Annotated in this window: 11 protein-coding genes and 1 pseudogene; 9 read left to right on the top strand and 3 right to left on the bottom strand. The window is 68.9% G+C overall.

Going from position 1 to position 14,285, the window contains the following annotated elements; all coding sequences use genetic code 11:
• Positions 1-117 precede the first annotated feature (117 nt).
• The 4 genes from holA to KHN93_RS13885 are packed head-to-tail and all read left to right on the top strand — an operon-like array spanning position 118 to position 3,568.
• Positions 118-1,146 (top strand): DNA polymerase III subunit delta, encoded by a 1,029-nt coding sequence (gene holA, locus KHN93_RS13900; protein ID WP_047126816.1) that lies wholly within the window; start codon positions 118-120, stop codon positions 1,144-1,146.
• Positions 1,143-1,973: a nicotinate-nucleotide adenylyltransferase gene (gene nadD, locus KHN93_RS13895; RefSeq protein WP_104559420.1), complete on the top strand. Its 831-nt coding sequence runs from the start codon at positions 1,143-1,145 to the stop codon at positions 1,971-1,973. Before holA ends, nadD begins: the two co-directional genes overlap by 4 nt.
• 57 nt (positions 1,974-2,030) lie before the next feature.
• The gene (gene rsfS / locus KHN93_RS13890) at positions 2,031-2,441 is read left to right on the top strand and encodes a ribosome silencing factor (protein ID WP_016903759.1); all 411 of its coding nucleotides are present in this window, start codon (positions 2,031-2,033) and stop codon (positions 2,439-2,441) included.
• An 11-nt stretch (positions 2,442-2,452) separates the two neighbouring features.
• Complete coding sequence (locus KHN93_RS13885) at positions 2,453-3,568, top strand: J domain-containing protein (RefSeq protein ID WP_211920415.1); 1,116 nt, start codon at positions 2,453-2,455, stop codon at positions 3,566-3,568.
• A gap of 223 nt (positions 3,569-3,791) precedes the next feature.
• Here KHN93_RS13885 and KHN93_RS13880 read toward each other — a convergent pair.
• Positions 3,792-5,333, bottom strand: a pseudogene (locus tag KHN93_RS13880) (alkaline phosphatase PhoX).
• A 121-nt stretch (positions 5,334-5,454) separates the two neighbouring features.
• On the opposite strand from KHN93_RS13880, the gene rlmH reads away from it, so the two are divergent.
• A complete protein-coding gene (rlmH, locus tag KHN93_RS13875) occupies positions 5,455-5,925 on the top strand; it encodes a 23S rRNA (pseudouridine(1915)-N(3))-methyltransferase RlmH (protein ID WP_016903756.1) in 471 nt (156 codons plus the stop codon).
• 238 nt (positions 5,926-6,163) lie between these two features.
• On the opposite strand, the gene KHN93_RS13870 is transcribed toward rlmH, so the two are convergent.
• Positions 6,164-6,772 (bottom strand): energy transducer TonB, encoded by a 609-nt coding sequence (locus tag KHN93_RS13870; RefSeq protein ID WP_425512698.1) that lies wholly within the window; start codon positions 6,770-6,772, stop codon positions 6,164-6,166.
• Between KHN93_RS13870 and KHN93_RS13865 the strand changes: the two genes are divergently transcribed.
• Positions 6,660-6,899, top strand: a complete 240-nt coding sequence (locus KHN93_RS13865; protein WP_181141843.1) for a hypothetical protein — start codon at positions 6,660-6,662, stop codon at positions 6,897-6,899. The genes KHN93_RS13870 and KHN93_RS13865 overlap by 113 nt on opposite strands.
• A 233-nt stretch (positions 6,900-7,132) precedes the next feature.
• Here the strand turns inward: KHN93_RS13865 and KHN93_RS13860 are convergent, their stop codons facing one another.
• Positions 7,133-7,867 carry an SIMPL domain-containing protein gene (locus tag KHN93_RS13860; protein WP_104559424.1) on the bottom strand — a complete coding sequence of 245 codons (735 nt, stop codon included), beginning with the start codon at positions 7,865-7,867 and terminating at the stop codon, positions 7,133-7,135.
• A gap of 122 nt (positions 7,868-7,989) precedes the next feature.
• Between KHN93_RS13860 and KHN93_RS13855 the strand changes: the two genes are divergently transcribed.
• The 3 genes from KHN93_RS13855 (at position 7,990) to KHN93_RS13845 (ending at position 14,157) form a co-directional block, all read left to right on the top strand.
• Positions 7,990-8,562, top strand: coding sequence for a Maf-like protein (locus KHN93_RS13855; protein WP_047128979.1), 573 nt, complete (start codon positions 7,990-7,992; stop codon positions 8,560-8,562).
• Positions 8,562-10,061: a ribonuclease G gene (gene rng / locus KHN93_RS13850; RefSeq protein ID WP_024939725.1), complete on the top strand. Its 1,500-nt coding sequence runs from the start codon at positions 8,562-8,564 to the stop codon at positions 10,059-10,061. Before KHN93_RS13855 ends, rng begins: the two co-directional genes overlap by 1 nt.
• 169 nt (positions 10,062-10,230) lie before the next feature.
• Complete coding sequence (locus KHN93_RS13845) at positions 10,231-14,157, top strand: YhdP family protein (RefSeq protein ID WP_104559425.1); 3,927 nt, start codon at positions 10,231-10,233, stop codon at positions 14,155-14,157.
• Positions 14,158-14,285: the final 128 nt, after the last annotated feature.

Genomic DNA, 14,285 nt, shown 5'->3' with positions numbered 1-14,285 from the left:
CCAGGCGCATGTCGCGCTTGCTGCGCGGTGAGCATGCCCCGACGATCGCTGCCGACGCTGTCTTGTGCGTGACGGTGCAGTGGCGTGTGCCTTCGTAGTGATGGAACTTAGGTAGTCATGGAACTTCGCCCAGAACAGCTCGCCGGCCAGTCCAATCAGCCGCTGCAGCCGGTCTACCTGATCGCCGGTCCGGAGACCTTGCGCGTGCTGGAGGCAGCCGATGCGGTGCGCGCGCGCGCGCGCGCCGAAGGCATCAGCGAGCGCGAGGTCTTCGATGCCGATGGCCGGGAGTTCGACTGGAACCAGCTGGATGCGACCTTCAACGCGCCCAGCCTGTTCAGTCCGCGCCGGCTGGTGGAAGTGCGCCTGCCCAGCGGCAAGCCGGGCAAGGACGGCGCCGAGGTCATCACCCGCTTTTGCGCCAACCCGCCGCCGGATGTGGTGCTGTTGATCACCGCCAACGACTGGAGCAAGGCGCACCAGGGCAAATGGGCCGATGCGATCGGCCGCATCGGCACCATTTCGGTGGCCTGGGCGATCAAGCCGCACGAGCTGTCGGACTGGATCGAGCGCCGCCTGCGTAGCCACGGCCTGCGTGCCGACGCTGCGGCGGTGCAGCGCCTGAGCGAGCGGGTGGAAGGCAACCTGCTGGCCGCCGCGCAGGAAATCGACAAGCTGGTGCTGCTGGCCGATGGCAAGGTGCTGGACCTGGAGGCGATGGAGTCGCTGGTCGCCGATGCCGCGCGCTACGACGTGTTCCGCCTGGCCGAAACCACGTTCTCCGGGCAGCCGGCCGCAGCGATCCGCATGCTCGCCGGCCTGCGCGCCGAGGGCGAAGCGGTGGCCGCGCTGATGCCGATCCTGATCAAGGAACTGCTGCGCACTGCGTCCTTGGCCAAGGTGCAGGCCAACGGCGGCAACCTCGCTGCCGAAATGAAGGCGCAGGGCCTGTGGGAATCACGCCAGGCGCCGTTCAAGCGCGCGCTGCAACGGCACCCCGAACCGCGCCGCTGGGAGCGCTTCGTCGCCGAAGCCTCGCGAGTCGATCGCATGGCCAAGGGCCGTGCCGACGGCGACCCCTGGGTCGGCCTGGAACGCCTGCTGGTGGCCGTGGCCGAATCCCGCGCGGTGAGATTGCTGGCGTGAAAGCCGGCGATGCCGCCAACGGCGATGCGCGACCCGCCTCCCCACGCAGCGCAACCCCCGACCAGGCCGCAGCTGCGGCCCCCACCTCTCCGCCCACCGATTCCCACCCGGCAGCGCCGAACCCACGCTCTTCCGATTCCCGAATCCCGATTCCCCAATCCCCGCTCCACCTGTACTACGGCGGCACCTTCGATCCGGTCCACCTGGGCCACCTCGCCATCGCCTGCGCCGCGCGCGACGAACTGGGCGCGTTGGTGCACCTGGTACCGGCCGCCGACCCGCCGCACCGTCCCGCACCCGGCGCCACCGCAGCGCAGCGCGCGCGCATGCTGGAGCTGGCGCTGGCCGACACCCCCGGGCTGGCGCTGGACACCCGCGAGCTGCAACGCGCCAGCCGCGACCGTGCGCCGTCCTACACCGTCGACACCTTGCGCGCGCTGCGCGCCGAGCTCGGCCCCACGACACCGATCGCCTGGCTGCTCGGTGCCGATGCCTTCATGGGGCTGAGCAGCTGGCATCAGTGGGAAGACTTGTTCGAACTGGCGCACTTCGTCATTGCCGCGCGTCCGGGCACGACGCTGGACCTGGCCGATGCGCCGCAGCTCGTCGCGGCAGTGCAGGGCCGCTGGGCCGCCAGGGCGGGCGAACTGGGCATCTCGCCGGCCGGCCGCCTGTGGTCGCTGCAGCAGCCGTTGCGCGGTGAATCGGCCAGCGCGGTGCGCTTGCGCATCACCGCCGGCGGTGACTGGCAGGCGCTGGTACCGACGTCGGTGGCGGCATTTATCGCGCACGAAGGCCTCTATGGCTTAGTCCCGCCGACTAGCTGAACACGCAGCCGGCCGGACCGGCCTATAATTCACGCCAATTCCATCGAGTTGCCCGCTTTGACCACCCAAGCCCAAGTCATCAAGACCTCCATCCCGAATCCGCCGCCGTCCGTGCCGGCCCTGCTGGCCACCGTGCGCGAGGCCGTGGAGGAGCTGAAAGCCAAGGACGTGGTCGAGATCGATGTGCGCGGCAAGTCCAGCGTCTGCGATTACATGGTGGTCGCCTCGGGTACCTCGACCCGCCATGTGAAGTCGATCGCCGAAGAAGTGGTCAAGTTCGCCAAGCGGCTGGACGTGATGCCGCTGGGCGTGGAAGGCGAGCGCGAGGCCGAGTGGGTGCTGGTGGACCTGGGCGACGTGGTGGTGCATGTGATGCTGCCGCGCGTGCGCGAGTTCTACGCGCTGGAGCGTCTGTGGACGGTGGGCGACCAGCGTCCGGACGACGCGGAAGCCGATCCCGAAGAGTGAGTGAGCCGGGCATGCCACGCAATGCCCGACCCCCGACCGATGCGCCTGCCTCGCAGGCGCTGCAACAACTGCGCAGCCAGGGCGCGCACGCCTCCGGCGCGCCGCTGTCGCCGGCACGCAAGCGCTTCGACCGATTGCTGCGCGACCTGGAATGGCATCGTGCCGACCTGCAGGCCTGGCAGCTTGCACTGTCGCAGTGGCGCGAGCGTTACCACGCCGAATTGCAGCCCTTGCTCGACCACCGCCGCGCTGCCGACATCGCCCTGGTCGAAGAGCTGGACCATGCGTATGCCACGGTCAAGCTGGGCAAGGCCGACCGCGCCTTCCTGTCCGAGTTGCTGTGCGATATCGCCGCCCCGCTGATCGAGGCCGGCCACGCGTCACTGCGGCCGATCTACGACCGCCACAGCGCAGCCGGTTACGACCAGGAAGTCGCCGAATCCGATGCGCTGATGAAGCAGATCCTCGGCCAGGCCTATGGGCTGGATGCCGACGAGCTGGATGGCATCGATTCGCCCGAGCAGCTCTACGAGCGCGTCAGCGAGCGCCTGCAGCAGGAGCGTGCGCAGCAACAGCAACGCCACACGCAACGGCGCAAGCGTGCCGAGCACAAGGCAGTTGGGGAGAATGCCGAGCCGCCTCCGTTGCGCGAGCTGTATCGCAAGCTGGCCGGCAATCTGCACCCGGACCGCGCAAAGGGCGCCGACGACCATGCCGCGCGCACCATCCTGATGCAGCGGCTCAACGCGGCCTACAAGGCCGGTGATCTGCTGGGTCTGCTCGAACTGCAGGCCGAGATCGGCCTGATGGACGCCCAAGGCGTGGATGCGATGAGCGCCGCGCGCCTGCAGGACTACAACCGCGAGCTGGATCGGCAGTGCAGGCAGCTGCAGCAGCAGGTGCAGCAGCAGTCGGACGAGTTTTGCGCCGAATACGGGCTGGAGCTGCCGTCGCGCCCCAAGCCGGAGCGACTGGGCCGCTTGATGGCCCAACTCAAGCGCGAGGTCGAAGACGACCTGCTGGACGCGCGCCGTGGCCTGCGCGAGCTGGAAGACCCGCAATCGTTCAAGCGCTGGTTGAAGCGGCAGCGCGCCATGGCGGGCGCGCCCGACGCGCCCTGGTTCTGATCCCGGCCTTTATGGTGGTTGTCGGCTTGCACACCCGCCACCGCGGGCGCGCGTGCGTGCGGCGCGCAGCCTCGGCTGGACACGCAGCCAGCCATGCAATCGGAACGCGTGCATGCGCGGCGTCGTGCCGGCGGCCGGAGCAACGCTGCCGAACGGAGGCCGGTCCGTTCGGCAGCGCTGGCCGTTGCCCTGTGCCTAAGACAGCCAGCTCAGGGCCGCAGGCTCACAACGGCCCGCGCTCCCACGGCCCGGTGATCGCCAGGGTGATACCCGGGGTCTGGATGTTGACGAACAGGGTGCGCGCCAGCGGATCCCAACAGGCGCCGCAGAACTCGGTATCGCGGTAGTCGCCCTCGGCAATGGTCTTGCCGGCATCGGCGATCTGCTGCGAGGTGAGCTGCACATTGTTCTTGGCCAGATAGAACGATTCGCCGCCGCGGGTCAGCCCGAGCAGCCGCGCGCCGGGGCCGTATTCGTCCGGGCTTTCGCCGCCGTCTTCGCACAGCACCACGCCGCCGCGCGCGCTGACGGTGACGTTGTCCGGGTTGTGCGCGGCCAGCTGATTGCCGCTGACGAACAGGGCGCTCAGGCGCTGGGTGAACAGGTCCAGCACCCACACCGCGCCGTTGCCGTAACCGCGGCGGCCCTGCGCATCCACGCCGGTGCTGGTGTCGACGATGAAGAGCTTGCCGTAGCTGTACCAGATGCCTTCGCCACGGCTCATGCGCAGCGCGCCGTCTGCCCAGGCCTGCGCAAATGGCCCGCTCAGGGTGTCGTTGGCGCCGATGTCGGCAAAGCCGGCCGGCGCCGCGATGCTGTCCAGATCCGGCTCTTCGATGTCCACCCATTCCAGCTGGAACTGCTGGCCGATGCTGGCCACGGTGAGATCGGCATTGCGCCGCCCGCGCACGCGTGCGGCCTGCAGCCGGCCACCGTTTTACAGCGAGCCATTGCGCCCACGGCGGTCGTTGGGAATGAAGCGGTACAGCCCGGCCTTGTTGCGATCGTCCTCGGTGAGATAGACGATGCCGGTGCGCGGATCGATCGCCACTGCCTCGTGGCTGAAGCGGCCCAGCCCGACCAACGGGCGACCAGTGGTGCGCTGGCTGTCCGGGTCCACTTCGAACACGTAGCCGTGCTTGCGGCCGGTGCTGGACACCGCATTGGTCTTGATCTCCTCGCAGCTCAGCCAGGTGCCCCACGGGGTCGGGCCGCCGGCGCAGTTGACCAGGGTGCCGCCCAGGCTGGGCTCGAGGCTGCCCCAGCCGCGGCGGCCGTAACTCAGCGTGGTGGTGCCGCCGCCGGCCAGTTGGGTGCCGCTGACGATGCCGGTGTCGTACATCGCCGGTGCGCGGAACGGGGTGGTCGCACCGCGTTCGTGGTTGCGGATCAGCACGTATTCCAGGCCGCGCAACGGGTCGCTGCCCGGACGCCAGTCGGGCCGACGCAGGCAGACCACGGCCATGCCGTCATGGCGGTCGGGGCAGGGCTGGCCATCGTCCATGCGGTCGCCGCTCCAGCCGAACGAGCGGTAGCTGAAACCGCGCGGCAGCTGTAGCAGTGGCAGTCCGGTGCTCTGGTCGGCGACCGGTGCGAGCGGGCCATACCGGCTGGGCACCGGGGCAAGTTGCAGCGGCGGCGAGGAACTGTTGGCGGCCTGGGCCTGGCGCGACTGCAGCGCACTCAAACTGCCAAGCGCACCGGCGGCCATCACGGCAGCGCTGCCCTTGAGCACCTGGCGGCGGGCGGGATCGAAAATCGGCATCGAACGACTCCTGCGGGCTGGGTAGTGCGCCGACCCTAGAAGCCCGCTGTAACCGCACCATGACACCGGTGTGATCGACCCGGTTCCGATGCCCAGGCTGTGACGCGGATATCATGTCGTCATGAAATGCCGACTTATCGCTACCGGCGAGCGCGCACCGGCCTGGGTGGCGCAGGGCTTTGCCGAATATCAGAAACGTCTCTCGCACTGGATGCCGCTGGAGCTGGTCGAGATCGAACCCGGCCTGCGCGGCAAGGGCCGCGATGCACAACGCGCCATCGACGACGAAGGCCGCCGCGTGCTCGCCGCGCTGCCCAAGAACGCCTACGTGGTTGCGCTGGACATCCCGGGCCGCCCGCTCAGTTCGGAACAGCTGGCCCAGCGCATGGAACACTGGCGCGGGCAGGGCCGCGATCTGGCGTTCCTGATCGGCGGCCCCGAAGGTCATGCCGCCGAGGTGCTGAAAACCGCCAGCGAAAGCTGGTCGATCGGCCCGCTGACCCTGCCGCACATGCTGGTGCGCCTGATCGTCGCCGAGCAGCTGTACCGTGCTGCGGCGATGCTGGCCAATCACCCGTATCACCGCGCCTAAGCGGCATGCGCGAGGGCAGTATGCCGCGTCTCGCCGCTGCGCTTTCGAGATGGGTGTGCGGGCGAGTAGACGCGCGCATCCTCAATCCGATCCGCGAGACCGCACGTCGTCGCGTGCACGCAAGGCGCACTGCAACGATGCGCATGCAACAGCTGAAACCGTGGCCTTGCAGCAGTTGGCTGCGCAACGCCAGACCATGCGGCGACCGGGCGTCCGGGTCGCCGCAGGTGATGACGCATCAGTTCAACGAAAAACTCACCGGCACCAGGCCGTAGGCCTGCACGGCCTGGCCGTTCTGCATCGCCGGCTGGAAGCGCCAGTTGCGCAGCACCTGGCTACGAGCCGCCAGATCGAGCGCGCGATGACCGCTGCTGGTCTGCACGCTCACCTCGGCCGGGCGCCCATCGGTGCCGACCAACACGCGCAGCAGCACCGTGCCCTGCTGCCCGGCACGCAGTGCCGCCACCGGGTAACTCGGCGCCGGTGAACTCAGATACTGCAACTGGCCCGCCTCGACCGGGCCGCTGGGCGCGGCAATCGCCGGCGTGCTGTCAGACACCGCCTCCGAGACCGCAGCTAAGGCGAACGTTGCGTTGTCGACCACCGCGGGCTGACTGATCACCGGGGTCTGCACCTGCACCGGCACCGGGGTCGGCGATGTATGCGTTGCCTTCGGCTTGAACTTCACCTCGATCGGAAACACCGGTGGCGGCGGCGTCTCGATGGTGATGGGCATGACCCAGCGTTCTTTCGGTGCGGGCTGCTGCGGAATTGCCCGGTACGAGAGCGGTATCAACAACAACCCGCCGGCGAGTAGATGCAAGGCCACCGCCGTGCTCATCGCCAGAACGCGCGAGGTGTCGATGCCGGTGGATCGGGAAGAAACCTGCGATTGCGTGCGAACCATCATCCACCTCCAGAACGGAACTGCGGAAAGGACCAGCGCGACCCGGACGCACTACACCATCCGGTAGCGTAGGTTTACCGCGAGCCTTGCGCGGGCACAAGCGATTTCGACGCGCTGGAGGTCGGCTGGTCGATTCGCCCCGGTCGCATCGATCCGCACACATTTGGCACGTCTGACTCGTGTCGGAAGCGGGGCAGGTGTCCTCGCAAGGCGAGGCAACACAACTTTTGGCGTGCCCAATAAAAAACTGCCCTCGAGGAGGGCAGTCTGGAAAGCAAACCGAACGCGGTTGCGGTCAGGTCAATGACCCAACTCGAACGTCACGTCCAGGTTGATCGATAAGGTGCTCTCGCCCGGGGCGACCTGGGTGTCCATCTCGGCCTTGGCCGAGCGCATCGAGGCGGCCATCATCATCGGACGCACGCCGCCGCCGCTGCGGCCTTCGGAGATGCTGACGATGCGGCGCACCTTCAGGCCCAGCGACTTGGCGTAGGTGTCGGCGCGGGCCTGGGCCTTCTTCAGCGCGGCCACGCGGGCCTCGTCGTAGGCCGGTTCGGGCTGGTCGACCGAGAAGCTGGGGCCGTTGATGTCGTTGGCGCCCTGGGCGACCAGCGCGTCCAGCACCTTGCCCAGGCGCGAGATGTCGCGGACCTTGAGGCTGACCGTGTTGCTGGCCTGGTAGCCGTTGATCTTGGGCGCCTCGTTTTCCTTGTAGGTGTACTGCGGGCTGAGGTTGATGCCGGTGGTCTGCACGTCCTTGTCGGCGATGCCGGCGGTCTTGATCGCGGCCATGACCTTGCTCATCTGTTCGGCGTTCTGGCGCATGGCGGCGTTGCCGTCGGCGGCCTGGGTGACCACGCCTGCAGACAGCGTGGCGATGTCCGGTATGCGCTTGGCGTCCGCTTCGGCCGACACGTTGAGCAGGGTGCCGTCGTTGGGAATGGTGTAGCTCGGAGCGGTCTGGGCGTGGGCGGTCATGGCGGTTCCGGCAGCGATGGACAGGGCCAGCAACAACGGTTTGAGGGTGGTACGCATGAGATCTCCTTGTCTGTAGGGGAAGCGTGTTGCCGGTTCGATGAACATGTTGTGAGTCGAACGCGACCACTGCCGCCCGGATCGGCAAGCGGGTGGGGAGGGGCAACAGGTATGCTGGACGGATGCTCTATCTCGCCTCCCGGTCGCCGCGCCGGCAAGAACTGCTGCAACGCTTGGATGTGCCTTTCCAGACCCTGCAACTGGACGTGCCCGAACTGCGCGCGCCCGACGAATCGCCTGCGCAATACGTGCAGCGCGTCGCGCTGGACAAGGCGCGTGCCGGCCTGGCGCAGGTGCAGGCCAGCGACCCCGATGCGATCGTGCTCGGCTCCGATACCGAGGTGGTGCTGGGCGAACGGGTATTCGGTAAGCCGGCCGATGCGGACGATGCGATCGCCATGCTGAGCCTGCTGTCCGGGCGTACCCACCAGGTGCTCACGGCCGTGGTTCTAGTCTGCGCGCAACGCGCCCCGGTGCAGACGCTGGTGGTGTCGGAGGTGACCTTCGCGTCACTCGATGCTGCGCAGATCGCCGCGTACGTGGCGTGCGGCGAGCCGATGGGCAAGGCCGGCGCGTATGCGATCCAAGGCCGCGCCGAACGTTTTATCAGCCATCTGTCCGGCAGCTATTCCGGCGTGATGGGATTGCCGCTGTTTCACACCTCGCAGTTGCTCACAGCCCTCGGAGCGCATTGATGTCGGAAGAGATCTTGGTCAACGTCACCCCGCGCGAAACCCGCGTCGCGGTGATCGAGAACGGCATGCTGCAGGAGCTGCATATCGAGCGCGGCTGGCGCCGGGGCGTGGTCGGCAATATCTACAAGGGCAAGGTGCAACGGGTGATGCCGGGCATGCAGGCGGCATTTGTCGAGCTGGGTCTGGAGCGCGCCGCGTTCCTGCACGCCAACGACGTGGTGCGCCCGGCGCCGGCACCGGCCAGCGTGGTCGATACCGAAGAGACCCCGATCCCGCCGCCGCCGGCGGCCGCGGTGCCGATCGTGGAACTGCTGCGCGACGGCCAGGACATCGTGGTGCAGGTGGTCAAGGACCCGATCGGCACCAAGGGCGCGCGGCTGACCACGCAGATCAGCATTCCTTCGCGCTACCTGGTGCTGCTGCCGCAATCCAAGATCGTCGGGGTGTCGGCGCGGATCGAGGACGAGGCAGAGCGGCTGCGTCTGAAGACCATCGTCAGCGAGGTCTCGGCCCAGCACGGCGGTTTCGGCTACATCATCCGCACCAACGCCGAAGGCCAGCCGGCCGAAGCGCTGGCCGAGGACATCGCCTACCTGTCGCGGGTCTGGAACGTGGTCGAGCGGCGCGGCCGCGAGGCGCCGCCGTGCAGCATCATCTACGAAGACCTGAGCCTGCCGTTGCGTGCGGTGCGCGATCTGATCCGCCGCGACGTGGAAAAGGTCAAGGTCGACTCCAACGAGACCTTCGTGCAGTTGCAGGCCTTCGTGGCCAAGTACATGCCGGTGCTGGCCGAGCGGCTGGAGCTGTATACCGGCGACCGGCCGATCTTCGACCTGTACGGGGTCGAGGACGAGATCGGGCGCGCGCTGAACAAGCAGGTGCCGCTCAAGTCCGGTGGCTACCTGGTGATCGACCAGACCGAGGCGATGACCACCATCGACGTCAACACCGGTTCGTTCGTCGGCCAGCGCAATCTCGAGGAAACCGTGTTCCGCACCAACCTGGAGGCCGCGCAGGCGGTGGCGCGGCAGCTGCGGCTGCGCAACCTGGGCGGCATCATCATCATCGACTTCATCGACATGGACGATGCCGAGCACCGCCGCCAGGTGCTGCGCACGCTAGAGAAAGCGCTGGCGCGCGATCACGCCAAGACCACCGTGTACGAATTCTCGCCGCTGGGCCTGGTCGAGATGACCCGCAAGCGCACCGTCGAAAGCCTGGAGCGGCAGCTATCCGAAACCTGCGGCCAGTGCAGCGGGCGCGGCACCATCAAGACCGCCGAGACGGTGACTTACGAGATCTTCCGCGAGATCACCCGCGCGGTACGCCAGTTCGATGCCGCGCGGCTGCTGGTGATCGCCTCGTCGAAGGTCGTCGCCCGCATCACCGACGAAGAGTCGGCCGCGGTGGCCGAGCTGGAGGAATTCCTCGGCAAGAGCATCCGCTTCCAGTCCGACGACCAGTATCTGCAGGAGCAGTTTGATGTGGTGCTGCTGTGAGCCGGGGAATGGAGAGTCGGGAATCGGGAATGGGGGTGGAGCGAAAGGCGCTCTGCGGGGTAACGGTGACATCTTTAGAATGGCGTCGCGCGCGGATGGATGATCGTGTGCGCGGCGCGGTTTGTGCTCCTGCGATTCCCTATTCCCTATTCACCATTCCCCGCCGTTAATGCCCACCCCGCTGCGCCGCCGTCTCCGTCTGTTTCGCCGCTATGCGATCACTGCCACTGCGCTTGCGCTGGTGGCGATCGCGTTGCTGGTGGGTGCGGCCAGCCAGGCGTTGCCGTTGGCCGAGCAGCGGCCGCAGCAGATCGCCGCGTGGCTGAGCGAGCGCGCCGGCCAGCCAATCGCGTTCGATCGCCTGCAGACCGAATGGACCCGGCGCGGCCCGTTGCTGCGGCTGGATGGCCTGCGGATCGGCCCGCATGGCGAGGTGCGCGTGGGCCAGGCCGAAATCCTGCTGGCGATGTACGCCGGCCTGTTGCCCGGCCACTCGCTGACCGAGGTGCGTCTGCGTGGCCTGGCGCTGACGCTGCAACGTAGCGACGATGGCGTGTGGTCGGTGCAGGGCCTGCCGGCCGGGCGGCGTTCGGACCCGTTGGAAGCGTTGCGCCGGCTCGGCGAGATCCAGGTGGCCGAGGCGCGCCTGCGCGTGGCCGCGCCGTCGATCGGCGTGGACACCACGCTGCCGCGCATCGACCTGCGCCTGCGCGTCAACGGCTCGACGGTGAAGGTCGGCAGCCGCGCCTGGATCGACCTGCAGCGCGCACCGCTGACCACGGTGATCGCGTTCGATCGCGACAGCGGCGACGGCAGCGCCTATGCACAAGCCGACCCGGCCGATCTGGCCGCCTGGGCGGCGTTGCTGCAGTTCGGCGGCATGCGCGTGGACGGCGGCGGCGGACGCCTGCAGGCCTGGGCGCAGTTGCGCGCGCGCCGGATCACTGCAGTCACCGTGGATGCCGATCTGCAGCAACTGCGATTGTCCGGGGCGGCATTGCCCGAGCAGACCGCACGCCGCACGTTGGTGTGGGAGCGGCTGCAGGCGCGCGCGCGCTGGCAGACCATCGACGGCGGCTGGCGCATGGATGCGCCGCTGCTGCGCTTGGGCCAGGCGGCCAGGCTGCAGCGGCTGGACGGGCTGAGCGTTGCCGGCGGGCGCCGTTATGCGGTGGTGGGCAAACACCTCGATGTCTCGGGCCTGATCGCGGCGGCCGCCTTGAGCGAGCAACTGTCGCCTGGCCTGCGGCGCTGGCTGAGCCTGTCCCGGCCGCAGTTGCGCCTGGCCGATCTGCAGATCGCAGGCGAGCAGGGCGGAGCGGTGCGCGCGCAGGGCCGGATCGAGGAACTGGGCTTTCTGCCGGTGGGCAATGCGCCGGGCATCAGCGGCCTGCGCGGCCGGATCGATGGCGATGCGCAGGCGATCCAGCTCGACCCCGCGCCGGATGCCACGCTGCGCTTCGACTGGCCGACCGGGTTCGGAGTGGTGCACGAGTTGCAGCTGGCCGGCAGCATCGTGGGCTGGCGCGACGGTGCCGGCTGGCAGGTCGCCACGCCGGCGTTGCGCGTGCAGGCCAGGGACTATGGTGCCAGCGTGCGCGGCGGGCTGTGGTTCCAGAACGATGGCAGCCGCCCGCGCATCCAGCTGGCCACGCAACTGGACGATGTTGCCTTGCCGGTGGCGCGCAAGTTCTGGATCCGCTCCAAGATGAGCAAGGCGGCCATCGACTGGCTGGACACGGCGGTTGCCGGTGGCGTGATCACCGGCGGCACCGGCCTGGTCAGCGGCGATCTGGACGACTGGCCGTTCGACAACAACGACGGCCGGTTCGAGGCGTTCGGCCAGATCCGCGACGGCGTGATCCCGTTCAATCCGGACTGGCCGGCGATGGAGCAGGTGCAGGCCGATCTTCGCTTTATCGGCAACGGATTTTCCCTGCAGGGCAAGGGCGAGCTGGCCGGCGCGCCGATCGCGTCGCTGGAGGCGGGCATTCCCAGCTTCGCCACCTCCGAGCTCTACGTGCGCGCCTCCACCCGGGCCGATGCCGCGCAGCTGCTGGGCATGTTGCGCAAGAGCCCGCTGGAGCAGCGCTACGGGGATACTTTGCGCAACCTCACGGTGTCCGGCCCGGCAGCGGTGAGCTTCGACCTGCTGCGTCCCCTGCGCACCGGCGGTGTGGGCGGCCATCTGCAGGGCACGGTCGCGCTGCAAGGCGCCAGGCTGGGCGATGCGCGCTGGAACTTGGCTTTCGACCAGGTCAGCGGACAGGCCGAGTACCGCGACAGCGGCTTTGCCGCCGAGCGCCTGAGCGTGCAGCACCAGGGCCGCGGTGGCGAGTTGTCGTTGCGTGCCGGTGGCTTCGTGCAGGACCCCAAGCAGGCCTTCGAGGCGCGCTTTGGCGCCACCCTGGATGCGAAAGAGCTGTTCGACCGCGCGCCGCAGATGGAATGGTTGCGCCCGTACGTGCATGGCAGCGCACCGTGGCAGGTTGGCGTGGACGTGCCGCTGACCTTGCCGGGGCAGGCCGACGCGCAGGCGTTGCTGACGCTGCGCTCGCAGCTGGTCGGCACCACCCTGGATCTGCCCGCACCCCTGGACAAGGCGGCCACGCAGCCGCTGGACACGCAGGTCAGGGTGGCCTTGCCGGTGGGCGATGGCGACATCGACGTGGCCTTCGGCAAGCTGGTCGCGCTCAAGGCCAGCAGCCAGGGCAGCCAGACCGGCGTGCGCGTGGTCATGGGCACCGACACGGTCACCGAGCGGCCGCCCGCCAACGGCCTGGTGGTCACCGGCCGCACTGCCTCGCTGGATGCGATCGACTGGATCAGCCTGGCGCGCGGCAGCAGCGAGCCGGATATGCCGCCACTGCCGGGCCAGCCGGCAGCACCGAAACAGGACGCCGTGCCATTGCAGCAGGTGGATGTGCAGGCCGACCGGTTGCTGATGATCGGCGGCGTGTTCCCGCAGACGCGCCTGCGCCTGCGGCCGACCCGCGACGCGGTGGCGGTGACCCTGGACGGCCCGTCGCTGGCCGGCCAGCTCAGCGTGCCCAATGCCGATGGCGCCGCCGTGCAGGGCAAGCTGAGCACGGTGCACTGGCAGCCGGTGGCCGCACCGGCCGAGCCGGCCGCACCCGAGCCGGGCGATCCGCTGGCCGGGGCCTTGCCGGAACCGGCGCGCCGTGCGGTGGCCGAGTTCGACCCGGTCTCGATCCCGCCGCTGTCGCTGGATATCGACGACCTGCAGGTCGGCAAGATGACCCTGGGCGCGGCCACCCTGCGCAGCAGCCGATTGACCGACGGCATGCAGGTGGACCAGCTGCAACTGCGCTCCAACGACCAGAACATCGGCCTGACCGGCGCCTGGCGCGGCAAGGGCGATTCCGCCAGCACCCGGCTGTCGGCACGGGTGGACAGCCGCAATCTCGGCAACCTGCTGCAGAACCTCACCCTGGGCGGCCAGCTGCGCGGCGGCGAAGGCCAGCTGGAACTCAATGCCGGCTGGCAGGGCTCGCCGACCGGGTTTGCGCTCGGTTCGCTGGATGGCGATCTCAAGATCGACGTGCGCAATGGCCAGCTGCTGGAAGTGGACCCCGGTGCCGGCCGCGTGCTCGGCCTGCTCAGCGTGGCGCAGCTGCCGCGCCGGCTGATGTTCGACTTCCGCGATTTCTTCTCCAAGGGGCTGGCCTTCAACAAGCTGGACGGCCAGGTGCGCTTCGGCGAGGGCTTCGCGCGCACCGATGCAATCCGCATCGAAGGCCCGGCCGCCGACATCGCCATCCGGGGGCAGACCGACCTGCGCGCGCAGACCTTCGACCAGACCGTGGACGTGAACCCCAAGGCCGGCAATCTGCTCACCGTGGTTGGCGCCGTGGCCGGCGGCCCGGTCGGGGCGGCGGTGGGCGCGGCCGCCAATGCGGTGCTCGGCAAACCGCTGGGGGCGATCGGTGCCAAGACCTATCACGTCACCGGGCCGTGGAAGGATCCGCAGGTGGACGTGGTGGAACGCGAAGTGCGCGAGCGTGCGCCTGGCAAGCCGCCGGCAGAAGGCGCGCCCACGGCAACGCCAGGCGCGCCCGGTCGGTCGCCACGCTGACGCGCCCGATTGCGGGCGCGCTGGCGTGTGCTGGTGCTGAGTCGTCGCGGGCACTCAGGCATTGCGGCAAGTCGATCGAACGCGGCACGCGCGTCAGCGGGCACGTCCCGCGCGCCGATGCAGCGATG

This window comes from Xanthomonas arboricola pv. juglandis (assembly GCF_905367715.1).
Lineage (GTDB): Bacteria > Pseudomonadota > Gammaproteobacteria > Xanthomonadales > Xanthomonadaceae > Xanthomonas > Xanthomonas arboricola.
This window is presented reverse-complemented; position numbering and strand designations above follow the sequence as displayed.

Coding starts and splice junctions, on each gene's coding strand:
- rlmH (WP_016903756.1), top strand. CDS start 5,455: ATGAAATGCCGACTTATCGCTACCGGCGAGCGCGCACCGGCCTGGGTG.
- rng (WP_024939725.1), top strand. CDS start 8,562: ATGTCGGAAGAGATCTTGGTCAACGTCACCCCGCGCGAAACCCGCGTC.
- KHN93_RS13865 (WP_181141843.1), top strand. CDS start 6,660: ATGACCCAGCGTTCTTTCGGTGCGGGCTGCTGCGGAATTGCCCGGTAC.
- KHN93_RS13860 (WP_104559424.1), bottom strand. CDS start 7,867: ATGCGTACCACCCTCAAACCGTTGTTGCTGGCCCTGTCCATCGCTGCC.
- KHN93_RS13855 (WP_047128979.1), top strand. CDS start 7,990: ATGCTCTATCTCGCCTCCCGGTCGCCGCGCCGGCAAGAACTGCTGCAA.
- KHN93_RS13845 (WP_104559425.1), top strand. CDS start 10,231: ATGCCCACCCCGCTGCGCCGCCGTCTCCGTCTGTTTCGCCGCTATGCG.
- holA (WP_047126816.1), top strand. CDS start 118: ATGGAACTTCGCCCAGAACAGCTCGCCGGCCAGTCCAATCAGCCGCTG.
- KHN93_RS13885 (WP_211920415.1), top strand. CDS start 2,453: ATGCCACGCAATGCCCGACCCCCGACCGATGCGCCTGCCTCGCAGGCG.